Source organism: Pantoea sp. Ae19-2, assembly GCF_059801205.1.
In genome coordinates, this window is record NZ_JBCHWE010000001.1 from 3640723 (window position 1) to 3664647 (window position 23925).

18 protein-coding genes and 1 riboswitch are annotated in these 23925 nt (G+C 54.8%); of the genes, 9 read left to right on the forward strand and 9 right to left on the reverse strand.

Annotated features, from left to right (window positions below; genetic code table 11):
• Positions 1-73 precede the first annotated feature (73 nt).
• On the reverse strand, positions 74-442 hold the full coding sequence (locus AAIE03_RS16750) for a diacylglycerol kinase (RefSeq protein ID WP_013024155.1): 369 nt from the start codon (positions 440-442) through the stop codon (positions 74-76).
• Between the two features lie 128 nt (positions 443-570).
• On the opposite strand from AAIE03_RS16750, the gene plsB reads away from it, so the two are divergent.
• Positions 571-2997: a glycerol-3-phosphate 1-O-acyltransferase PlsB gene (gene plsB / locus AAIE03_RS16755; protein WP_014595060.1), complete on the forward strand. Its 2427-nt coding sequence runs from the start codon at positions 571-573 to the stop codon at positions 2995-2997.
• 129 nt (positions 2998-3126) lie between these two features.
• Here the strand turns inward: plsB and ubiA are convergent, their stop codons facing one another.
• The 3 genes from ubiA to psiE all read right to left on the reverse strand — a co-directional run bounded on the left by ubiA (position 3127) and on the right by psiE (position 5030).
• On the reverse strand, positions 3127-4011 hold the full coding sequence (gene ubiA / locus AAIE03_RS16760; protein ID WP_498563092.1) for a 4-hydroxybenzoate octaprenyltransferase: 885 nt from the start codon (positions 4009-4011) through the stop codon (positions 3127-3129).
• An 11-nt stretch (positions 4012-4022) separates the two neighbouring features.
• On the reverse strand, positions 4023-4535 hold the full coding sequence (gene ubiC / locus AAIE03_RS16765) for a chorismate lyase (protein ID WP_072136291.1): 513 nt from the start codon (positions 4533-4535) through the stop codon (positions 4023-4025).
• An 84-nt stretch (positions 4536-4619) separates the two neighbouring features.
• Positions 4620-5030, reverse strand: a complete 411-nt coding sequence (gene psiE, locus AAIE03_RS16770) for a phosphate-starvation-inducible protein PsiE (RefSeq protein WP_013024151.1) — start codon at positions 5028-5030, stop codon at positions 4620-4622.
• Positions 5031-5657: 627 nt separating this feature from the next.
• On the opposite strand from psiE, the gene AAIE03_RS16775 reads away from it, so the two are divergent.
• Positions 5658-6470 (forward strand): alkaline phosphatase family protein, encoded by an 813-nt coding sequence (locus AAIE03_RS16775; RefSeq protein ID WP_014606949.1) that lies wholly within the window; start codon positions 5658-5660, stop codon positions 6468-6470.
• Positions 6471-6563: 93 nt separating this feature from the next.
• Here AAIE03_RS16775 and AAIE03_RS16780 read toward each other — a convergent pair whose 3' ends face one another.
• Positions 6564-6701 (reverse strand): hypothetical protein, encoded by a 138-nt coding sequence (locus tag AAIE03_RS16780; RefSeq protein WP_498563093.1) that lies wholly within the window; start codon positions 6699-6701, stop codon positions 6564-6566.
• Positions 6702-6867: 166 nt separating this feature from the next.
• On the opposite strand from AAIE03_RS16780, the gene AAIE03_RS16785 reads away from it, so the two are divergent.
• On the forward strand, positions 6868-8493 hold the full coding sequence (locus tag AAIE03_RS16785; protein WP_014606950.1) for a Na/Pi cotransporter family protein: 1626 nt from the start codon (positions 6868-6870) through the stop codon (positions 8491-8493).
• A gap of 49 nt (positions 8494-8542) precedes the next feature.
• On the opposite strand, the gene panS is transcribed toward AAIE03_RS16785, so the two are convergent.
• Both panS and lysC read right to left on the reverse strand, forming a co-directional pair.
• Entirely contained in the window at positions 8543-9463 is a 921-nt protein-coding gene (gene panS, locus AAIE03_RS16790) for a ketopantoate/pantoate/pantothenate transporter PanS (RefSeq protein WP_013024148.1), read from the reverse strand.
• A 117-nt stretch (positions 9464-9580) separates the two neighbouring features.
• Positions 9581-10933, reverse strand: coding sequence for a lysine-sensitive aspartokinase 3 (gene lysC / locus AAIE03_RS16795; protein ID WP_498563094.1), 1353 nt, complete (start codon positions 10931-10933; stop codon positions 9581-9583).
• A gap of 110 nt (positions 10934-11043) precedes the next feature.
• Positions 11044-11236, reverse strand: a riboswitch (Lysine riboswitch).
• Between the two features lie 399 nt (positions 11237-11635).
• Here lysC and pgi point away from each other — a divergent pair.
• The 5 genes from pgi to AAIE03_RS16820 all read left to right on the forward strand — a co-directional run bounded on the left by pgi (position 11636) and on the right by AAIE03_RS16820 (position 17766).
• Positions 11636-13282 carry a glucose-6-phosphate isomerase gene (gene pgi / locus AAIE03_RS16800; protein WP_014606951.1) on the forward strand — a complete coding sequence of 549 codons (1647 nt, stop codon included), beginning with the start codon at positions 11636-11638 and terminating at the stop codon, positions 13280-13282.
• A gap of 564 nt (positions 13283-13846) precedes the next feature.
• On the forward strand, positions 13847-14095 hold the full coding sequence (gene yjbE, locus AAIE03_RS16805) for an exopolysaccharide production protein YjbE (RefSeq protein ID WP_026020991.1): 249 nt from the start codon (positions 13847-13849) through the stop codon (positions 14093-14095).
• Positions 14096-14288: 193 nt separating this feature from the next.
• Positions 14289-14936, forward strand: a complete 648-nt coding sequence (locus AAIE03_RS16810; RefSeq protein ID WP_033766286.1) for a YjbF family lipoprotein — start codon at positions 14289-14291, stop codon at positions 14934-14936.
• Complete coding sequence (locus AAIE03_RS16815; RefSeq protein ID WP_013024143.1) at positions 14933-15676, forward strand: capsule biosynthesis GfcC family protein; 744 nt, start codon at positions 14933-14935, stop codon at positions 15674-15676. The genes AAIE03_RS16810 and AAIE03_RS16815 overlap by 4 nt, the downstream gene beginning before the upstream one ends.
• Entirely contained in the window at positions 15676-17766 is a 2091-nt protein-coding gene (locus AAIE03_RS16820) for a YjbH domain-containing protein (RefSeq protein ID WP_013024142.1), read from the forward strand. The genes AAIE03_RS16815 and AAIE03_RS16820 overlap by 1 nt, the downstream gene beginning before the upstream one ends.
• A 32-nt stretch (positions 17767-17798) precedes the next feature.
• Here AAIE03_RS16820 and metH read toward each other — a convergent pair whose 3' ends face one another.
• Positions 17799-21482, reverse strand: coding sequence for a methionine synthase (gene metH, locus AAIE03_RS16825; RefSeq protein WP_105079653.1), 3684 nt, complete (start codon positions 21480-21482; stop codon positions 17799-17801).
• Between the two features lie 191 nt (positions 21483-21673).
• Between metH and iclR the strand changes: the two genes are divergently transcribed.
• A complete protein-coding gene (gene iclR, locus AAIE03_RS16830; RefSeq protein WP_014595049.1) occupies positions 21674-22504 on the forward strand; it encodes a glyoxylate bypass operon transcriptional repressor IclR in 831 nt (276 codons plus the stop codon).
• A gap of 136 nt (positions 22505-22640) precedes the next feature.
• On the opposite strand, the gene AAIE03_RS16835 is transcribed toward iclR, so the two are convergent.
• Entirely contained in the window at positions 22641-23813 is a 1173-nt protein-coding gene (locus AAIE03_RS16835) for a serine hydrolase domain-containing protein (protein ID WP_072138488.1), read from the reverse strand.
• Between the last annotated feature and the right edge of the window lie 112 nt (positions 23814-23925).

Sequence of the window (23925 nt, forward strand, 5' to 3'; positions counted from 1 at the left end):
GTATATACAGGTATTGGTGAAATGGAAACCAAAACTCAGGTCAAAATCAGTTATTTGAGCCGAGATGGAACGCTTATCGCAAATGCGACCAAAGCAGCGTTCCCCAGACAAAAAGGGCCAGTAATATTGCGATAAAAACGGCAGCGGATCCCATGTCTTTTGCCCGCCCGGCAAGCGGATGACGCTCTTGGCCTGTGCGGTCTACCACGGCTTCTATCGCGCTGTTCAGGACTTCGACAATAATCACCAGCACGACAGAACCAATCATCAGGATGCGCGAAACAGTATCGACATCCAGCCAGCAGGCCAGGATAATCGCCACCACTGCGGCAACCGCTTCCTGACGAAAAGCGGCTTCGTGCTGCCAGGCAGCACGCAGACCTTGCCATGAATAGCCGGCCGCTTTCACAATACGGTTAAGGCCGGTGGCATTATTTGTCATAATAAAGGAACTCTTTTCAAAGGATTGACGTCAATATTGGGCAGCGCACAATTGTCGCTGTCACAGATTTTTGCTGCGCTTTCTGATAAGCTTGCGCCGCTTTGCTAACAAGAGGCTTCATATTGTCTATGTCAGGTTGGCGTATACTTTTTTATAAATTACTGAATTTACCCCTTTCGTTTCTGGTAAAGAGTAAGGCCATTCCGGCCGATCCCGTATCCGAACATGGGCTGGATCCTACCCGGCCTATTATGTATGTCCTGCCTTATGATTCAAAGGCCGATCTCCTCACTTTGCGTGCGCAGTGCATCCGGCACGATCTGCCCGATCCGCTCTCACCACTGGAGATTGACGGGGCCCTGTTGCCGCGCCATGTCTTTATTCACGACGGTCCGCGCGTGTTCCCCTATTTCGTGCCCAGCGTCGAGTCGGTAAAAATCTTCCACGAATATCTTGATCTGCACCGCAGTAATCCTGAGCTTGATATTCAGATGTTACCGGTTTCAGTTATGTTTGGTCGTGCACCTGGCCGGGAAGTGCAGGGTGAAGACAATCCACCGCATTTGCGCTTGCTTAACGGCGTACAAAAATTCTTTGCCGTGCTCTGGCATGGACGTGACAGTTTTGTGCGCTTCTCACCGACCGTCTCTCTGCGTCGTATGGCGACTGAGCACGGCACGGATAAATCCATCGCCCAGAAACTGGCCCGGGTTGCCCGTATCCACTTTGCCCGTCAGCGTCTGGCGGCTGTTGGCCCGCGCCTTCCCGCGCGCCAGGATTTGTTCAACCGCCTGCTGCAATCGAAGGCGATTGAAAAAGCGGTAGAAGACGAAGCACGCAGTAAAAAGATTTCCCATGAGAAAGCGCAGCAGAACGCCATCGAGATGATGGAAGAGATTGCCGCCAACTTCTCCTATGAAGCCATTCGCGTGACGGACCGGGTAATGGGCTGGCTCTGGAGCCGCCTCTATCAGGGTATCAATGTGAACGGCGGTGAGCGCGTGCGTCAGTTGGCGCAGGACGGACACGAGATCGTTTATGTGCCCTGCCACCGCAGCCACATGGATTACCTGCTGCTGTCTTACGTGCTGTATCACCAGGGGCTGGTACCGCCGCACATCGCCGCCGGTATTAACCTGAATTTCTGGCCTGCCGGGCCGATTTTCCGCCGTCTGGGTGCCTTCTTTATTCGCCGTACCTTTAAGGGCAACAAGCTCTACTCCACCGTTTTCCGCGAATATCTGGGCGAGCTTTTTACCCGCGGCTATTCCGTCGAGTACTTCGTTGAAGGCGGCCGTTCACGTACTGGCCGACTGCTGGATCCTAAAACCGGGACGTTATCCATGACGCTGCAGGCCATGTTGCGCGGCGGTACGCGCCCTATCACGTTAGTGCCTATTTACATCGGCTATGAACACGTCATGGAAGTGGGAACCTACGCGAAAGAACTGCGCGGTGCCGTTAAAGAGAAAGAAGGCTTTATGCAGATGGTGCGCGGCTTGCGCAAGCTGCGTAACCTCGGCCAGGGATACGTGAATTTTGGTGAGCCGCTGCCGCTGATAAATTATCTGAACAAGCGCGTTCCTGAATGGCGGGATTCTATCGATCCCATTGAAGCCCAACGCCCGGGTTGGTTAACCCCAACGGCGAATGATATCGCGGCCACCATCATGGTGCGAATCAATGAAGCCGGCGCGGCGAATGCCATGAACCTGTGCGTGACCGCCCTGCTTGCTTCACGTCAGCGCTCACTAACTCGCGAGCAGCTGATTGAGCAACTGGAGTGCTACACCCAGTTGCTGCGCAATGTGCCCTACTCACCGGATGCAACATTGCCAGACATGTCCGCCGAAGCCTTGCTGGACCATGCCCTTAGCATGAACAAGTTCGAGAGTGAGAAAGACAGTATTGGTGACATCATTATTCTGCCGCGCGAGCAGGCCGTGCTGATGACCTACTACCGTAATAACATTCATCATATGCTGGTAATGCCAGCGCTGATTGCGGCGATTGTGCAGCAGCACCGTAATCTGAGCGAAGCCGAACTGCTGCGTCAGGTCAGTCTGATTTACCCCATGCTGAAGAGCGAACTGTTCCTGCGCTGGAGCAATGACCAACTGCCGCAGTTGCTCACTGATTTGTGCCAGGAACTGACGCGTCAGGGGCTGATTACCATTGAAGCGGGCCTGCTGTCGTTCAATACCGCGCGTTACCGTACGCTTCAGCTGCTGGCCGCAGGTGTACGTGAGACGCTGCAGCGCTACGCCATTACTTTCTCCATCCTGAGTGCCAAGCCCACCATCAACCGTGGCACGCTGGAAAAAGAGAGCCGTACCCTGGCGCAGCGTCTGAGCGTGTTGCACGGCATCAACGCGCCGGAGTTCTTTGATAAAGCGGTGTTCTCCTCACTGGTGCTCACACTGCGTGATGAAGGCTATATCAGCGACAGTGGCGATGCAGACGTGGCGCAGACGCTGGCGACCTGGCATATCCTGGCTGAGCTGGTTACCAGCGATGTACGCATGACCATTGAGAGCGCTGTCGCGCACGATTAACGAGTCAGCGACAACGAAAAAGGCGACCATTGAGGTCGCCTTTTTTATCCGCGTGCTGGCATGGCGCAACTACCCGCTTTGACCCACTTTCCAATCCACAAGCTGGCTGTGATGTCCTGTCAATGGCGTTTAAAGAAGCTGTGAAAACGGCGGCGTATTCATCAGCACGCCCAGAAACAGAACCAGTCCTACGTAGTTGTTGTTCAGAAAAGCGCGGAAACAGGCCTGGCGATCGCGCTCTGCGATCAGCTTTTGCTGATAAACAAACAGCCCGCCAGCCAGCAATAGTGTCCAGTAAAACGCCCCGTTCAGATCCAGAATCATCCCTACCCACGCCATGAGTACCAGCGTCGCCAACTGCAGCAAACCAATAATGAATTTGTCGTAGCGGCCAAACAGTATCGCCGTTGATTTAACGCCAATCTTCAGGTCATCATCGCGATCGACCATGGCATATTGCGTGTCATAAACCACCGTCCAGCAAATGTTAGCCAGAAATACCAGCCAGCAGACAAGAGGTAAGGACTCACTAACTGCCGACCATGCCATGGGAATCGCCCAGCCAAACGCCGCGCCAAGCACCACCTGCGGCAAATGCGTATAGCGCTTCATAAACGGATAGACCCAGGCCAGTGCCAGGCCCACGACCGAGAGCATGATGGTCATCAGGTTCATGCTCAGCACCAGGGCAAAGGCAATCAGTCCTAACACCACAAATAAGTATTTGGCCTCTTTCGCGGTGACGGCACCGCTTGCCAGCGGCCGGTGCTTCGTGCGCTCGACATGACCATCGACCTTGCGATCGGCATAATCATTGATGACACAGCCTGCGGCGCGCATAACAAATACCCCGGCGACAAACACCGCCAGTATGTGTAGGGGCGGAACAGCCATCTTTGCCAACCACAGCGCCCACAATGTTGGCCACAGCAGCAGCAGAGCGCCAATCGGCTTATCAATGCGCATCAGGCGGCTGTAAGCCTGCCATTTCGTCATGTTTTGTGTGTTCTGCACAGGTCAAACCCTTAACCTTGATCACGATAGAGCGGCGAAGCCGGTAAAAACAGTTCCGTTAACAGCAGCGGTTTCCCTGACAGTCGCAGGCGCGAGCGGCGTCCCCAGAGCGCATCAACGCGGCCAGGTTCAATGAAATCGCGGGTCAGCGTTGAGGACGAGAACAGGTAACGCCCCAGCGGGCGCGTACCGAGTTGCTGTAACATCGCTTCCGGGCCGTTGAGGGTACTTTCTGGCACCAGCGTGCGCCCTGCCAGCCAAGGTTCCTCATCCCCGTAGAGAATGACTTCTCGCAGCCAGAAACGCTGCTCGGCAGGGAGTAATGCCCCTTCATCGCCGAGTTCATCGGCGGAGATAAAGCCCTCACGTACAGGTTCCACCCTGACCTTCTGGCAATGCTGTTCAAAACGTCGCGTCATGGAATCCTCTTCCATTAGCCAGTCACGAAGCGGTTGCGTCAATGCGGCATCGTCCAGCGCTAGCCAGTTAAGTGAACGTAACGAACGGAGCGGGTCTTGCGTCATGGCACTTTCCCCTAAAAATTTTCAGAGAGGTAGTTTAGCGCAGAGCGATACGAGGAACACCCGTCCTGAATGCTGAGAACGTGATTACTCGCGTTTAAGCCGGTTACTGTTTGCCAGCCACAGCGTGATCACCAGCAGCAGGATGGCCGCAGAGTAGCACAGCGTATCAAAGGGATTTTTATGGTCGACGATGATCAGCCTGATGATGGCCGTAATCCCGATATAGACAAAATAGCGCAAGGGAAAATGGTAGCCCGACTGAAAGTACTTCACGATGAGTGCAATGAACTCAAAGTAGAGAAAATAAATCACAATGCCCTCAATTAGCAGGTAGGAGGACGCCTGCTCACCGGTGCTAAACAGCACATTGGCCAGATGTACCGTCTCCTTGCCCAAAAATACCATCAAAATGAAGGCCAGGATCAACAGCCCCGCGTTCAGCACCCACTGCATCAGGCGCGCAATCTTCTGTGCTGCAGGATTTTTATCACTCATGTCACGCCTCGAGAATCGAATGGAGTTCGGTTAGCGTTATCATGCTTTAGTGTGACCTAAATCACAATATAGCCGTCAGGCTTACCGCATCCGCTGCCCTCTCCGACACAACGTTGAGACGTGCCGTGTTCCCTGTCAGGCAGGGTGAATTCCGTCTCCCAAAGGCGGAATGACACAGCTGTACAGGCCGGTTTTTTATTGCTGTGTTGCTGCGGCTCACATCGGCCCGTTACGGCGGCTGATTTTCGCCGTGCCGCGGGTTGTTAAGCCTGTCATCCATTTTTCATATCCGCAGACTACATTGGCTCGGCTTTTGCGAACGACGGCGTCAGACAATGCTTTTACCGGCGTCTCTGGATGAAGGCGTTTAATGCCCTGAGCTGGCGCGTGGCTTCTGTCCTCTGGCAGTGAGCAGAGTCAGGTGGCCGCAAAAAACGCGATGCAGTACGCGAGACGTCACCAGAAAGCAGACGGCTCGCAATAAGTTAGTGTGCGCACACTATCAAAATAGATCCTGCGCAGGCGGTAATGAGACGTGAAATCAAAGCCTGTCACCGCGTCAGATAACCTCACAGTGATCCCTGAGGGCTCAGACGCGCAAATTCAGCGGCGCAGCAAGGAGAAAACATGAAAACGATTTTGGTGATTTTGGACGGCCTGAGTCACTACGTTGCTCAACATGCTATGGGTTACCTGCATGCGGAATGCGCCCAGGACAGAGGGCATTATTACAGCCTGACCTGCGAGCTACCCTCGCTGTCACGTCCGCTGTATGAATGTATTCTGACCGGCGTTGCGCCGGTGCAGAGTGGCATCATTCATAACGACGTTAACCGTATGAGCCGCGAACGCAGTGTGTTTCACTATGCGCGCGATGCCGGACTGACCACCGCCGCCGCCGCTTACCACTGGATAAGCGAGCTGTATAACCGCACCCCTTTCGTCCCGGCACGCGATCGCCACACTGAGGCCCCGACCCTGCCTGTTCAGTTTGGTCATTTTTACGTCGATGACAGCTATCCAGACTCGCACCTGTTTGAAGATGCCGAGAGTCTTCGGTTACGTTACAACCCGGATTTCCTGCTGATTCATCCGATGAATATCGATCATGCCGGACATCAGCATGGCCTGTCTTCTGCGCAGTACCGTAACCGCGCGCGCATGGCGGATGGCTATCTGTCGCAGTGGATGCCCGGCTGGCTGGCAGAAGGCTATCAGGTCGTCGTCACGGCCGACCACGGGATGAACGACGACCGGTCGCACGGTGGCATGCTGCCAGAAGAAACGACCGTTCCGCTGTTTGTGTTTGGCGAGGGATTCTCGCTAAGGCCCGGCCTGGCGCCTCAACAAACCGAGCTTTGTGGCACCCTGTGTTCACTGCTTGATGTGCTCCATGATAAGCCAGTCCATCATGCCCTGCTGGCGGGCTCAGCATACTGAAGCTGGCGCCCTTCCCCGTGCGGCGGAAGGGTTAAGAACATGAACGTCTTAAACCCGCTCCTGTGCTGACCTGCCAGGGTCAGCAACCGGGTATCACCCGCAGCCCTCTCCGGCCAGCCCCGCGCCCACTAAACGTTTCTGCCGGTGCGATGCGCTACCGCTGACCGTCCAATCGGCCTGAAAAGGCTCGCCCGGTAAACGAAGCGGTGCGCGCAGGCTGGATTTGTCCATGCAGATCGCCAGAGTAGTCTACATTTAGAGATGTCGACGTTGCGCAGGTTGTTTAAAACACTGAAAAAAATTGCACAGCGTCCGGCAATCACGTGATCAGATTGCGTTCTCCATCAGGCTGGCAATCTGAACCGCCTGAAGCCTGATGGTTAAGGAGCCACTATACGTGTTAACCCTGCTTAACTTACTCTCTGCCGTTGCGCTTCTGGTATGGGGTACGCACATTACCCGCTCCGGAATTATGCGCGTATACGGTGCCGATTTGCGCCGGGTGCTCAGCCGCAGTGTAGAAAAGAAACCCATGGCGTTCCTGGCCGGCATTGGCGTGACCATGCTGGTACAAAGCAGCAATGCCACCACGCTGCTGGTGACCTCATTTGTGGCCCAAAACCTGGTGAGCCTGACACCAGCATTGGTGGTGATATTGGGTGCTGACGTGGGGACAGCCATTATGGCGCGCGTCCTGACGTTTGATCTCTCCTGGCTTTCACCACTGTTTATCTTTTTTGGCGTAGTGTTTTTCATCAGCCGCAAACAAACCCGCGCAGGACAGCTTGGACGTACCAGCATTGGTCTGGGGCTTATCCTGCTGGCGCTGCAGTTGATTGTCGAAGCCGCCAGGCCAATCACCCAGGCCTCGGGCGTACAGGTGCTGTTTTCCAGCTTAACGGGTGATGTGATGCTGGATGCCTTGATCGGCGCGGTCTTTGCGATTATCAGCTACTCAAGCCTGGCAGCGGTGCTGATTACGGCCACCCTGACGGCAACGGGCGTGATCGCCTTTAAGGTGGCGTTGTGCCTGGTGATTGGCGCTAACCTCGGCAGTGGTTTACTGGCCGTCATCAACGGCAGTGGCTCCAACGCGGCGGGTAAACGCGTCGCGATGGGCAGCCTGCTGTTTAAGCTGATTGGCTGCGTATTGATTCTGCCCTTTGTCGATCCGGTTGCGGTATGGCTGGACAAGCTGCCGGTGAACGACGAAGAGCTGGTGATCTTCTTTCACGTTTTCTACAACCTGATTCGCTGCGTGGTGATGGTGCCGTTCGCCGATGCCATGGCGCGTCTGTGTTGCCGACTGATTGCTGACGATGCCGAAAGCGATACCACGCTGAAACCCAGGCACCTTGACAGCAGCGCGCTGGATACACCGGCACTGGCTTTGGTTAACGCGGCGCGCGAAGCGTTGCGCATGGGCGACGTGCTGGAGCAGATGCTGGACACGTTTCTGCAAGTGGTTCGTGGAGAAGCACGCGCGGAACGTCGCGTGCGGCGGCTGGATGATGACGTCGATGTGCTCTACACCGCCATAAAACTCTATCTGGCGCGCATGCCCAAAGAGGATTTATCAGAGCAGGATTCTCGCCGTTGGGGAGAAGTGATTGAAATGTCGCTAAATCTGGAAATGGCAGGCGATATCATTGAACGCATGAGCGGCGATGTCGCCGATAAGTCTCTTGCCGCGCGGCGGACCTTTTCGCCAGAAGGCATGAAAGAGCTTGAGTCACTCTACGAACAGCTGGTTGAAAACCTGCGGCTGAGCCTGTCGGTTTTCCTCTCGCACGACGTCACCAGCGCGAAGCGGTTGCGCCGAGCCAAACACCGTTTCCGCCTGAAAATACGCCGTTATTCCCATTCACACGTCAATCGCCTGCACCAGCAGAATGTGCAGAGCATTGAAACCAGCTCACTCCATCTGGGCCTGCTGGGTGATATGAAGCGGCTGAACTCCCTGTTCTGCGCAGTGGCCTACACGGTGCTGGAACAGCCGGATGACGAAAGGGACGGGGATTAATTTACAGGGGCCATACGGCCCCCGTGATGTCGGTTGTACAGGCAAAAAACTACTTCTTTTTCTCAACAGGTTTACCCGACCAGTAACCCGCCAGCAGTGAACCGGACAGGTTATGCCAGACAGAGAACAGGGCGCCCGGCAGCGCTGCCAGAGGAGAAAAGTAAAGTTTGCCCAGCGTTGCGGCCAGTCCTGAGTTTTGCATACCGACCTCAAGCGCCAGCGTGCGGCAGGTGGACTCATCAAAGCCAAACAGTTTACCGCCCCAGTAGCCTCCCAGCAGACCAATGGCATTGTGCAGGATGACCGCTGCAATCACCATGACACCGACTGAGGCAATAAAGCCCTGGCTACCTGCCACTACGGCGCTGATGATCAGCAGAATACAGAGCATGGAAAAGGCTGGTAGATAGGGCTCGATCCGGCGCACCACGCTGTTCATGGTGTGATGAATAATCAGGCCTAACCCGATAGGGATCACGACGATCTTCACGATGCTCAGTAGCATCCCAGCGACATCAACCTGAATGTGCGTATCCACGTAAAAGCGCGTCAGCAGCGGCGTGGCAAACACGCCCACCAATGCTGACACCGACGAGATCGTCACCGACAGGGCCACATCGCCTTTAGCCAGATAGATCATTACGTTAGAAGCGGTTCCACTGGCAACGCTGCCCACCAGAATCATCCCCGCAGCGAGATCCGGCGGCATATGAAACAGCTTAGCCAGCGCCCAGGCGGCCAGCGGCATGACCAGATAGTGTAAGAAGGTGCCGGCAATAACCGGCGCCGGGCGCGTCAGCACGCGTTTAAAATCATCAATATTCAGCGTTACGCCCATGCCAAACATAATCAGCATCAGCAGATAAGCGACCCATGGACCGATGCCAAGAAAGGTTGTGGGTGAATAGTAGGCAGCGACAGACAACAGAATTGCCCACAAAGGAAACAGACGAGTTAAGGTGGCAAGCATAAACAGATATCCTTATGAGCGAGTGAGGGACTACTGTGAAAGCACGCTGTGCCGCCTGGCGGCCTGTCGTGAAAAAGCCGGACAGAGCCCGGCTTTAACCCAGTGGCGGCTGAGCGCTTATTCAAACAAATTGTGATGCAGTGTACGCACTACGCTTTCAGCATCATTGCCCGGCACAAGGAAACAGAGATTGTAGCTGCTGGCACCGTAGCAGATCATCCGCAGGTTAAAAGGTTCGAGCACGCCGAAGACCTCTTTCCCTACGCCGCAGGCTTTCGACAATTCGTTGCCGATAATGGCCACCAGCGCCAGGTTTTCTTCCACTTCCACCCGACAGAGTGACGACAGCTCCGTCAGCAGCGCCTGGCTCAGCAGATTGTCGCCCGTTGAGGTTGATCCCGTGGTATCCAGCGTTAACGCCACGCTGACTTCCGACGTGGTGATCAGATCCACTGACACGTTGTGACGCACCAGAATATTGAACACTTCAGACAGGAAGCCCGGCGTGTGTAGCATATTCAGGCTGTGCAGTGTGACCAGGGTTTGCTTGCGGCGCAGCGCCAGCGCACGGAACAGCGGTGGATTCGCCGTCTCATTGCACACGCGCGTACCGCCCGCGGCAGGATCTTTACTGGAACCAACAAACACCGGAATGTCGCTACGCACCGCAGGCAGCAGCGTCGCAGGGTGCAGCACTTTGGCCCCAAAGGTGGCCATTTCAGCCGCTTCTTCAAAGGTGATCTCATCAATACGTTTTGCCGCAGGCACCACGCGCGGATCGGTGGTGTAGATCCCCGGCACGTCCGTCCAGATATCCACGCGCGAGGCTTTTAACGCTTCACCCAGCAAGGCAGCCGTGTAGTCACTGCCGCCGCGACCTAACGTGGTCGTGCGCCCTTTTTCTTCGCTGCCGATAAAGCCCTGGGTCACCACCAGTGACGCCGCAATACGCGGTTGCAGCTGCGCGCTAACCTGTTCAGCCAGTACGGCCACATCGGGCTCAGCACGGCCAAAAAGGTCATTGGTGCGCATGACTTTGCGTACATCGAACCATTCTGCATTAACCTTGCGTTCACGCAGGATCTCAACGAACAGCAAGGTCGACATCAGTTCGCCGTGGCTGACCAGTTCGTCGGTTAAGGCGTTAGACGTGGCCAGCGCGGCCGCATCGGACAGCATGCCGATGTTATCAATGATGCGGTCGATTTCGTCGCGAATGACGTCCGGATTTTGCAGACGATCGATGATGGCGTATTGAATGCGGCGGATGTCATCGAGTTGCGCTGCACGCTGCGATGTCTCCTGGCCTTCGGCAAGAGAGACCAGCAGGTTTGTGATGCCTGCAGAGGCAGAGAGCACCACCAGCCGGGTATTGCTGTCCTGCAATACCACATCGGCGCTACGGTTCATGGCATCGAAATCGGCAACGCTGGTACCGCCAAATTTCGCTACATTCAGATTCAGAGACATTGTATGACCTCGTGTCAGGGTACGTTGCCCTCATCCGTTAACGGGTGAGAAACAGTAATTCAGCCTAAGCACAAGGAAAGAGCAGAAACGGGTAAGATCGAATAGACGAGTCACCCAGAAGCGCTCCACCTTGCAAAACGTCCGACTGTGGACGTTTCTGGTGACAACCCAGAGGATTCAGCCCCTGTAGCCGACAGTCAACACACCGTGTGTTTACCACCTCGGCGTCGCTCCCCCTGATGTGTTATCGCCGGATACGGTTCCTCCAACACACTGCCTGGGCGACGCGCCTCTTCTGGCTTGCGCACGGGTGCGCAAGTAGCGCGCATAGATTTATCGATTTCTGGCCCTGCTGTCAATGACCGCTGTGGGACAATTTTTCATGCAGAGCGCACCGGATAACAAATTTTGCCCTAATGCAGCGACTACAGTGCTTAATGGCTTCAGCAACGCCACCACTTTCTGATGTGGCACAAGGTATGCGGTCTGCTACCAGGCCATACTTTTCAGCCTTTCCCCCATGGAATCAGGCTGAAATCTTGCCGCATTATTGACCGTAAAACAGCGTGTTTTCATCATGGTGCCTTTATGGCGCAGACAAAATTTTCCTTTCAGTTGCAACTGTGGTCATACTGAAATGCTAACCGGGTACGATGCGACCCCGATGGAATGACGGTTCTTAATATCAACAAGAGTGTTGCCATGAAAAATATCAATCCGACCCAAACCGCAGCCTGGAAAGCGCTGCAAGAGCACTATGAACAGATGAAAACGGCGAAAATTGCCGACCTGTTTGCCCAGGATGCCGATCGTTTTGCTAAATTCTCAGCCACCTTTGACGACCAGATGCTGGTGGATTTTTCGAAAAACCGCATTACTCAGGAAACCCTCGATAAGCTTCAGGCACTGGCAAAAGAGACCGATTTAAGCGGTGCGATTAAGTCTATGTTCTCGGGTGAGAAGATTAACCGCACTGAAGATCGCGCCGTGCTGCACGTCGCGCTGCGTAACCGCAGTAATACGCCGATTATCGTTGATGGCAAAGATGTCATGCCTGAAGTCAACGCCGTGCTGGAAAAAATGAAAGGCTTTTCCGAACGCATTATCGGCGGTGACTGGAAAGGCTATACCGGAAAACCCATTACGGACGTTGTTAACATCGGTATCGGTGGCTCTGACCTCGGTCCCTTCATGGTGACGGAAGCGCTGCGCCCGTATAAAAATCACCTGAACATGCATTTCGTGTCTAACGTCGATGGCACCCACATTGCCGAAACGCTAAAAGATCTGAGTCCTGAAACCACGCTGTTCCTGGTCGCCTCTAAAACCTTCACCACCCAGGAAACCATGACCAACGCCCACAGTGCGCGTGACTGGTTCCTGAAAACGGCCGGCGATCAACAGCACGTTGCGAAGCACTTTGCTGCGCTCTCCACCAATGCCAAAGCGGTAGGCGAATTTGGTATTGATACGGACAACATGTTCGAATTCTGGGACTGGGTAGGGGGTCGCTATTCACTCTGGTCAGCAATTGGTCTGTCAATTATCCTTTCTATTGGCTTCGATAATTTTGAGCAGCTGCTGAGCGGCGCGCACGCCATGGATAAGCACTTCTCAACCACGCCAGCGGAGCAGAATCTTCCGGTGCTGCTGGCGCTGATCGGGATCTGGTACAACAACTTCTTCGGTGCCGAAACAGAAGCCATCCTGCCGTACGACCAATATATGCATCGCTTCGCGGCCTATTTCCAACAGGGAAATATGGAATCGAACGGTAAATACGTTGACCGTGCAGGCCAGCCTGTTACCTATCAGACAGGCCCGATTATCTGGGGCGAACCGGGTACTAACGGCCAGCACGCGTTCTACCAGCTGATTCATCAGGGCACCAAACTGGTCCCGTGCGACTTTATCGCCCCTGCTGTGAGCCACAATGCGCTTGCCGATCACCATCCTAAACTGCTGTCTAACTTCTTTGCCCAGACCGAGGCCCTGGCCTTTGGGAAATCGCGTGATGTGGTTCAGAAAGAGTTCACCGACGCCGGCAAGTCTGCCGAGTCGGTCGCGCATATTGTGCCGTTTAAAGTGTTTGAAGGTAACCGGCCTACTAACTCTATTTTGTTACGCGAAATCACGCCGTTTAGCCTGGGTGCCCTGATTGCCCTGTATGAACATAAAATCTTCACCCAGGGTGCCATTCTGAACATCTTTACCTTCGATCAGTGGGGCGTTGAGCTGGGCAAACAACTGGCAAACCGTATTCTGCCAGAGCTCGAAAATGACAGTGATATTACCAGTCATGACAGCTCCACTAATGCCTTAATTAATCGCTACAAGCGTTGGCGTTAAATTTCTCCAGGCACAAAAAGGCGGCTATTTAGTCGCCTTTTTTATTCTATGATGGAGAGTGCAACCCGCTTTTTATCTGAAAAGTCGATATACGGATTGGATAATTCTTAAAATAGGCTGAGGCAAATCCGAAGTTAGCCGGGGTTAAATCATGACAATCTTATTAAAAATGGCCCTAAAACGGCATGCAGCTCATTCTTACCTGTTGTTTTATAATGTTATTTAATTTAACCACGCTTAAGGAAATTCCGATAATTCTTATTCCGTACCAAAGAATACTAAATAAGTAGAAACCGCTTTGCTTTCTCCGTCTTTGCAGACAAATATCCGGCTTTTCAACATAAACCCATGCCTTTAAAATAAGTTAACGCTGAATTTACTTAATTTAGCCCGTTTACGCCCTCACAGACTGACAGGTTTTTACATTACTGAACTCTGGTATTTTGTTGCCCTATACTGGACGCGCCCGTAATGGGTCTGTCCTTCGGCTTTGCGTCAACGGTTTATGCTGTTGTGCAAAAATGTCGGATAGCAATCCTTCATTCACTCAATGTAGGTGTTGTTATGAAAAAACGCATGATTGCCGGTCTGGCATTACTTTACGTAGCCGTCTCTTCCAGTGCGTTTGCCGCGCCGGAAGAAGCTGGTGCTGCAGCGGGCGCACAGGCGGGCACCATGTCCGCAGGTACGACGACCGCTGTAGGTATCGGCGTGCTCGGCGCGTTAGTAGGACTCGGTGTTGCCGCTTCTGGCGGTGGTGACGGGGCAAATACTGGTACAACAACCACAACCACAACGGGCACCACGCGTTGATGGGTACCCTGCTCATTCGGGCTGTAGCAAGGCTGCGAACGCGCATATCACGATTCGTTTGCGCAGGTAAATGAGTCGCTATCAGGATGCCACAGCGTCGGCGGCCTGAACGAGTAAGGGTATGGGAGCTTTAAACATAACCACACTTTCGTGTGGTTATTTTTACTTTGGCATCATTTATCAGGGACACATTGTGCGCCAACTTCCGCTGCTGCTCGTTTGCCTGCTGCTGCAGGCCTGTACACAAACGCAAAAAGGACTCGAACAGACCGTGATGATGGCCATTGAAGGGCCAGAAGATGTCACCGTCACGCCTCAGCAGATTGATAATCTGCCCTATGCCAGCCTGTATGCCCGAATCAATGATGGCCAGCGCATTTTTGTCGTGCTGGGTTATAACGAAAATGGCCAGCAAAAGTGGGTCACTCGCGATCAATCGATGCTGGTCACCGCACATGGCAGGCTGATCAAAACGCTGGGCCTGCCTGACAATCTGACAGACGTCAGCAATTTACAGCAGGATCCGCTGGCTAAAGGACTGCACCTCAGCAACGGAGACAGCTGGACGCGAATTGTTCAGTGGACCGTTCAGGGCAACGTCCATAGCGGAACCCTGAGCTCAACCTTCACGCGGGGCGATGACGAGGTGCTGGATATTGCGGGGAACCGCATTGCCTGCCGCGTCTGGCATGAGCAGCTTCATATCGACAGCCTGGATCGCGAGTGGCAAAACACGTTCTGGATCGACAACAGTAGCGGTCAGGTCGTGCAGTCCCGACAAATGCTGGCTGCCGATGCATTCCCTGTTGATATCACCATTCTGAAGCCGGCAAAATCATGAAAAACATAACACGCTTGTTGGCAGGAATGAGCCTGCTCACCACCCTGGCCGCTCAGGCCGCAGGTCAGGTTACCGTGCATGCCCCCCACGATACCCAGAGTGTTCAGGTTAACCAGGTGGAAAACCTGGCACAGCTGGTGACTCAGCCCGCGCTGATGACAAAGACTGACTGGCGACGCGCCGTTATTGCCGAGCGCGGGGCAACGGCAGTCGCGCAGCAGCAGTATCAGCAAACGCTGGCGCAGTTGCGCGCCTGGCGTGCCGACAGTAGCGGAGAGCAGGCTGCGGCCATTGATGCCGTTATTCATCAGTTAAGCGGTATCCGGGTGACCGGGCGGCAGTTCACCTCCCTGGATCCCGACTGGATCCGTCTGCACACGATGGATAACCGCCGCCTGGAAGGCAGCTACGATCTCTACCTTACCCAGCCCAGCACCAGCGTCCTGTTGTTTGGCCCCATCGCGGGTGCCGGTGCCGTGAACTGGCAGCCAGGGAAATCCGTACGGGATTACCTGAGCGAGCACCCCCGCCTGGCTGGAGCAGAACGTAATATCGCGATTGTGATTGCGCCGGACGGCACGACGCGGGAAGCGCCTGTGGCCTACTGGAATCACCGCCACGTTGAACCCGAACCCGGCAGCATCATTATGACGGGCTTCTCGTCGTGGAGCCTGCCAGGCGCGTTTAAAGACCTGAATGATCGCCTTGTTTCTGTTCTGACTCACCGGATACCAGACTGATGAAAAAACGTTATCTTCTCAGCCTGTTGGCTGTTTCTGTGGCAAGCGCCTGTCAGGCCCATGCGGAAATGTATGCCGCGCCGGTAACGCCTTCGCAGTCTGATTTTGGCGGCGTGGGCCTGATGCAGGTGCCCACCGCGCGTATGGCGAAAGAGGGCGAATTTAGCCTGAACTTCCGCGATAATGATCAGTATCGCTACTATTCTGCTTCACTGCAGCTTTTTCCCTGGCTGGAAACAACCGTGCGTTATACCGATGTGCGCACCCGGCGTTACAGCGCGGTGGAAAGTTTCAGCGGCAACCAAAGCTATAAAGATAAAGCTTTCGACCTGAAGCTGCGCCTGTGGCAGGAAGGTTACTGGCTGCCGGAGGTCTCGTTTGGTACCCGCGATCTGGGCGGCACCGGCCTGTTCGACAGCGAGTACCTGGTCGCCACCAAAGCCTGGGGGCCGTTCGACTTTACGTTGGGTATGGGCTGGGGCTATCTGGGCAACAGCGGAACCGTGAAAAATCCCTTCTGTTCCTACAGCGACAGCTACTGTCAGCGTCCCGGCGTCGGTCAGGCGGGATCGATCAATGGCTCGCAGATGTTCCACGGCCCTTCGGCGGTATTTGGCGGGATAGAATACCAGACGCCCTGGCAGCCGCTGCGCCTGAAGGTGGAATACGAAGGTAACGATTACAAGGATGATTTCGCCGGACGCCTGCCGCAGCGCAGCAAGGTCAACGTCGGTGCAATCTACCGCGTCACTGACTGGGCCGATATCAATGCCAGCTATGAGCGCGGCAATACTTTTATGTTCGGCTTCACCATTCGCACCAACTTCAACGATATGCATCAGGATCATATCGACAGTCCGAAACCTGCGTACAACCCGAACCCGCAACCTAAGCTGCTGGAAACCACGGTGACGGGTAATCAGCTGTCTGAACTGAAGTACAACGCGGGCCTGGCTGGTCCAAAAATCCAGACCAAAGGCAGCACGCTTTACGTATCAGGCGAGCAAACCAAATACCGTGACACGCGTGAAGGTGTGGATCGCGCGAACCGCATCATCATGAATCATCTCCCAGACGGTATTGAGACCATAAACGTGACGGAGTCGCGTTACAACATGCCTCAGGTCACGACAGAAACCTCCGTTGCCAGCCTGCGCAACGAGCTGGGGGGTTATCCATTAGGGCATGAAAAGCCGTTACAACAGGTCCGCACAGATCCGGTTGATCCGGAGCCTACCGAGCAGGGCATGTTTATTCGCAAAGAGCGCCTGAGTTACAGCCTGTCGCCGGTACTTAACCAGTCTGTGGGCGGCCCGGAAAGTTTCTATCTGTACCAGGTTGGCGTGATGGGCAACGTCGATTACTGGCTCACCGATCACTTGCTGGTAGGCGGTAGCCTGTTTGCTAACGTTGCGAACAATTACGACAAATTTAACTACAACGGCGCACCTGCGGATTCCACGCTGCCACGCGTGCGTACGCACATTCGCGACTACGTTGAGAACAACGTTTACGTTAACGATCTGCAAGCCAACTACATGGATTATCTGGGTAATGGATTCTATGGCCAGGTCTACGGCGGCTATCTGGAAACCATGTATGGCGGCGTAGGCGGCGAAGTCCTCTATCGTCCGGTAGACAGCAACTGGGCCGTTGGCGTGGATGCTAACTATGTGCGCCAGCGTGACTGGGATGACATGATGAGATTCACCCGTTACGAAGCGCCTACCGGCAACCTTACCGGCTACTGGCGCCCCTGGTTTATGGAGAACGTCTTAGTGAAAGCCAGCGTCGGGCAGTATCTGGCGAAGGATAAAGGCGTCACGATTGATCTCTCTAAGCGCTTCGACAGTGGCGTGATGGTGGGCGTTTATGCGACAAAAACCAACGTATCATCGCAGCAGTATGGCGAAGGTGACTTTACTAAAGGCTTCTATATCTCCATCCCCATGGATCTGTTTACCGTTACGCCAACCCGTGGCCGTGCGCAGATTAACTGGGTACCGCTCACCCGTGATGGTGGCCAGATGCTGGGAAGGAAGTACCAGCTGTATGACATGACCTCGGACCGTGACGCCCGGTTTAACTAAAAAAGAGGCAGCCATCAGGCTGCCTTGTTTTTTTAGTCGGCGTCGTAACCCAGATTGGGGGCCAGCCAGCGCTCCACTTCGCTTACCGACATGCGCTTACGCGCCGCATAGTCCTCAACCTGATCGCGCTGAATCTGCGCCACGGCGAAGTAGCGGCTGTCAGGGTGGCTGAAGTACCAGCCTGATACCGAGGCGCCCGGCCACATGGCAAAAGACTCCGTGAGTTTCATACCCGCGTGCGTTTCCACATCCAGCAGCGCCCAGATAGTGGCTTTCTCAGTGTGTTCCGGACAGGCCGGATAGCCCGGCGCCGGACGAATGCCCTGATAATTTTCGCGGATGAGCGCCTCATTACTGAGGTGCTCATCGGGAGCAAAACCCCAAATCGTTTTGCGCACCTGTTCGTGCAGATATTCGGCGAAGGCTTCGGCTAAGCGGTCCGCAATAGCTTTGACCATAATCTTGTTGTAGTCGTCCTGCTGCTTATCGTAAGCCTCGGCCAGCGCATCTTCTTCCAGCCCGCCTGTAACGGCAAAAGCCCCGATATAATCAGCTTTACCGCTGCTTTTCGGCGCCACAAAATCGGCCAGACAGTAGTTGGCAAAGTCGGTTTTTTCCGTTTGCTGCCGCAGATGATGGCTGATGTTCAGCAGCGTATCGCGCTGCTCATCCGCAAAGATATGAATATCGTCGCCCACGCGATTAGCCGGGAACAGGCCGACCACGCCGCGTGGCGTCAGCGCTTTTTCGTCACTCAGCTTATCCAGCATCGCGTTAGCATCGGCAAACAGTCGTTTCGCTTCATCGCCCACGACCTCATCCTCCAGGATGCGCGGGTATTTGCCAGCCAGCGACCAGGTCATAAAAAAGGGCGTCCAGTCGATGTAATTGCGCAGCACGTCAATGCCCGCGTCAACGCGCCTGACACCGACGTGCTTCGCTACGGGCGGTGTATAGCTGTCCCAGTCAATCTTCGTCGCGTTGTCGCGCGCAGCGCTGAGTGACACCGGCGGCGTGCGCGGTTTTTTACGCGCATGCTGAATACGCACGGTTTCATATTCTTTGCGGGTGCGCGCAACGAAGTCATCCCTGAGCGTATCCGATAGCAGAGATGACACGACACCCACCGTGCGCGAGGCGTTTTGCACATAAACGGTGGGCCCGCTGTAGTGCTGTTCGATTTTCACGGCGGTATGGGCTTTAGACGTGGTGGCGCCACCAATCAACAGCGGCAGCGTAAATCCCTGACGCTCCATCTCTTTCGCCATGTTGACCATTTCATCCAGCGACGGCGTGATGAGCCCAGAAAGACCAATGATGTCAGCCTTCACTTCGCGCGCGGTCTTGAGGATTTTCTCGCCCGGCACCATCACGCCGAGGTCGATAATCTCATAGTTATTGCACTGCAGGACCACGCCAACAATGTTTTTGCCAATGTCGTGGACGTCGCCTTTTACCGTTGCCAGCACCACCTTGCCGTTACTGCGTCCGGCTTCTTTACTGGCCTGAATGTAGGGTTCAAGCCAGGCGACGGCCTGTTTCATCACGCGGGCCGATTTCACGACCTGCGGCAGGAACATTTTGCCTTCACCAAACAGATCCCCCACCACATTCATGCCAGACATCAGCGGCCCTTCAATCACGTCTATCGGGCGCGCGGCCTGCTGACGGGCTTCTTCCGTGTCCTGTTCAATAAACTCGGTGATGCCTTTGACCAGTGAGTATTCCAGCCGTTTCACCACGTCCCAGCCGCGCCATTCAGCCTGCTGCTTTTCATCCGCACTGTCGCTTTTATTGCGGCGGTATTTTTCCGCCAGCGCCAGTAATCGCTCAGTACCGTCGGCGCGCCGGTTAAGGATCACGTCCTCAACGGACTCACGCAGTTCGTCAGACAGGTCGTCATAAATGGCCAACTGCCCGGCGTTCACGATTCCCATGTCCATACCGTTACGGATGGCGTAGTAGAGAAACACCGCGTGAATCGCCTCACGAACCGGATCGTTGCCCCGGAACGAGAACGAGACGTTAGATACGCCGCCCGAGATCATCGCATGGGGCAGTTCACGTTTAATGTCTTCGCAGGCCCCAATAAAATCCATCGCGTAGTTGTTGTGTTCGTCGATACCGGTCGCAACGGCAAAAATATTGGGATCGAAAATGATGTCCTCAGGCGGAAACCCCACCTGTTGCGTCAGGATCTGGTAGGCGCGGCGACAGATCTCAATCTTCCGCTCACGCGTATCGGCCTGCCCCACCTCATCGAAGGCCATCACCACCATGGCGGCCCCGTAGCGGCGGACAAGGCGGGCATGGTGGATAAATACGGCCTCACCTTCTTTCATTGAGACGGAGTTGACGATGCCTTTTCCCTGAATACACTGCAGCCCTTTCTCAATAACCTCCCATTTCGAGGAGTCGATCATAATTGGCACGCGGGCAATATCGGGCTCACCCGCAATCAGGTTGAGGAAACGCACCATCGCGGCTTCCGCGTCCAGCATTCCCTCATCCATATTGATATCAATAATCTGGGCACCGCTCTCAACCTGTTGTAACGCGACTTCCAGCGCCTCATGATATTTATCTTCTTTAATCAGGCGCTTAAATTTAGCAGAGCCGGTAACGTTGGTGCGTTCTCCCACGTTCACAAATAACGATTCTGCACTGATATTCAGCGGTTCAAGACCCGAAAGACGGCAGGCAACGGGCAGTTTGGGGCGCTGACGTGGCGCAACGCCTTCCACGGCCGCCGCCATGGCAGCGATGTGCTGTGGCGTGGTGCCGCAGCAGCCGCCAACAATGTTCAGAAAGCCGGCGTTGGCCCATTCCCCAATCTGCTGCGCCATCACTTCTGCATCAAGATCGTATTCGCCGAAGGCGTTGGGCAAACCGGCATTGGGATGGGCAGTGACATAGCCTTCGGCGATGCGTGACAGTTCAGCGACATACTGACGTAGTTCATCCGGCCCCAGTGCGCAGTTCAGACCAAAGGATAAGGGTTCTGCATGGCGCAACGAATTATAAAAGGCTTCGGTAGTTTGTCCGGAAAGCGTGCGGCCTGAAGCATCGGTGATGGTGCCGGAGATCATCAACGGCAGCGCCACGCCAAGGGCTTCCATCTCTGCTTTCACCGCAAAGACAGCCGCTTTGGCGTTGAGCGTATCGAATACCGTTTCAATCATGATGATGTGGCAACCGCCTTCCACCAGCGCCCGGGTGGACTCACGATAGGCGTCCACCAACTGATTGAAGGTGATATTACGGAACGCCGGATCGTTAACATCGGGAGAGATCGAGCAGGTGCGGTTGGTGGGGCCCAGTACGCCCGCGACATAGCGCGGTTTATCTGGCGTTTTTGCCGTCCACGCATCTGCGCAGGTACGCGCCAGCTTCGCGGCCGCGAAGTTAATCTCTGCCGACAGGGCTTCCATCTGGTAGTCCGCCATCGCAATGGAGGTGGCATTAAAGGTATTGGTTTCGAGAATATCCGCACCGGCGGCCAGATACGCATCATGGATCTCGCGGATCACCTCTGGTTTGCTTAGCACCAGCAGATCGTTATTGCCTTTGAGATCGCAGGGCCAGTCAGCAAAACGGCTGCCACGAAAATCGTGTTCGTCCAGTTTATAGCTCTGGATCATGGTGCCCATTCCACCATCTAATACCATAATGCGGTGGGCAAGTTGCTGATGCAGCGCGTCGGTTAGATTGCTCACGGTTGTCTCATCCACGTCAATGCGCTGGTGAAATACCAGCCAGTCATTCTTGCATAAGGTCATGATGCCTCAAAGTAACCTTAGCGGAGATTTTCAGGGAAGTGATTATCAGGTCTGACCAGCACGTCAGCGTTTGCATTCAGGCAGATTAAAACGAAAATGGTTTCCACTATGTGAAAAGGAGAAACAGAATGGCAACGCCCGTCGCCGCGAAACGCGGAAAAAAACCCCGTGGCACCCCTGCCCCCTCAGCGCCCGCAGGCGGTCAGGTTCAGTCACTGACCCGTGGGTTAACGCTGCTGGAGTTGATCGCTAATTCACATGGCAGCGTCGCGCTTACCGAACTCGCGCAGCAGGCCGGGCTGCCTAACTCCACAACACATCGCTTGCTGACCACTATGCAGCAGCAGGGGTTTGTGCGCCAGGAAGGCGATTTAGGCTACTGGACCATGGGGGCACATGCGTTTGTGGTTGGCAGCAGTTTTTTACAGAGCCGGAACCTGCTGGCGCTGGTCCACCCGGTGCTACGTACGCTGATGGAAAACTCGGGTGAAACGGTCAATCTGGCGGTGCTGGACCTCAGCGATTTTCAGGCGGTGATTATCGATCAGGTACAGTGTACGCAACTGATGCGCATGTCTGCACCGATCGGCGGCAAACTGCCAATGCATGCATCGGGCGCAGGTAAAGCTTTTCTGGCGCATCTCAGCGACGAGCAGGTCACCGCTCTGCTGCATCAGAAAGGCCTGCATTACTACACGCCCAATACGCTGATGTCACCTCAGAGTCTGAAAACCAATCTGGCACAGATCCGGACTCGGGGATTTTCTTTCGATGACGAAGAACATGCGCTCGGTTTGCGTTGTGTGGCGGCCCCCATTTACGATGAGCACGGCGAGCCATTTGCGGCGCTTTCCATCTCTGGGCCTATTGCCCGCATGACGGACGACCGCATCACCGAACTGGGCGCGCTGGTCATCCGCGAAGCCCGTCAGGTCACCCTGGCGTACAGTGGCCGTTAAAGAAATGCCGCCCGCCCCACCCGATAACGCCAGCGCGCCCTTCATGCTTTCTCAACCGCAGCCTTTATAAGAAACAGCCTGTGGACTGGCCAGCGCCGCCCTAAAAGGGGGCGCCCGCCGTCAGTCCAACAATCCATTACGCAAGACCGCTATATACGGCATCGCGCAACATCACGGGGAACTGACCGTTTACCCCCTCCGGCGTCGTGTTTGTCATGGCTAGTACACAGAGTTCTTTTTGGCGATCAACAAACCAGGTATGGCCGTAAGCGCCGCTCCACGACAGCGTGCCCGCTGACTGAGGCGACCCGGCCGCATCGGGATCGGCAAGCAATGCCCAGCCCACACCAAATCCCCATCCCGGTCCCTGCGTGGCATATTTCGCGGCAACGTGTTCCTGCGTCATATAGTCAAAGCTGTCGCGCGTAATCAGCGGCGCGCCCTGCCGCCGGATCGTTTCCAGCAATTGCATGAAATCGGGGGCCGTCCCTGCCATTCCCCCACCTGCGCACGGCCAGGCATCGGGTTTGAGAATACGGTCAGGACAGAAAATGGCTGCGCCCTCACCAAAAGGTATTCGTTGATTCTCACCTATTGCCGTGGGCACCGGGCTGTCATCGGTGTACACCGTGGTTAAACGCGCCTCATCCCTGACGGTAAACAGCGTATCTTTCATCCCGAGCGGCTCCGTGACCGCATGGCTTACCAGATCCGGCAGACGCTTACCGGTTGCCCGCACCATGATTTCGCCCAAAACATCAATGCCCAGGGAATAACGCCAGCCGCTTCCCGGTTCAAACTGCAGCGGAGTGCCTGCCAGGCGTCGTAGATTCTCTTCGATGGATAATCCCGGTTGATAGTCGATCCCATCAGACACGTTCAGGGTGTGATAAAGGGAATCAGCCGGCGCGGAATAACGGTAACGTAAACCTGACATGTGACTCAGGAGATGTCGCACCCGGATGGTTGCAGGTTTCCCCTCTTCCAGGCAGGGACGGAAATCGGGAAGCCAGCGCGTAATGTCGTCATCCAGAGTCATGTACCCTTGTTCGATCAGGCGCATTGCCGTCAGGCTCACGATGGGTTTGGTCAGCGAGGCAAGGCGGAAAATCGCATCCAGCGCCATGCCTTTCTTCTGCTCTCTGTCAGCCAGACCCGCCGCTCGCTGATACATTAATTCGCCGGCTTGGGCTACCATCACCGTACAACCGACAATGCGCTGTGCATCAATCGCCTGATCGATAACCGCATCCATAGCGGCTTCAAGTTTTGCAGAGGATGGAACACGTCCTGATGTAAAATAAATCATTATCGATTCCTTGAATAATTTCAAAAAAAATAAAAAGCGTTATTTTCATTACTTTTATACATTACAAGAAGAATAGATTTTATATATTACCCACCACCTTATTTAACAAAAA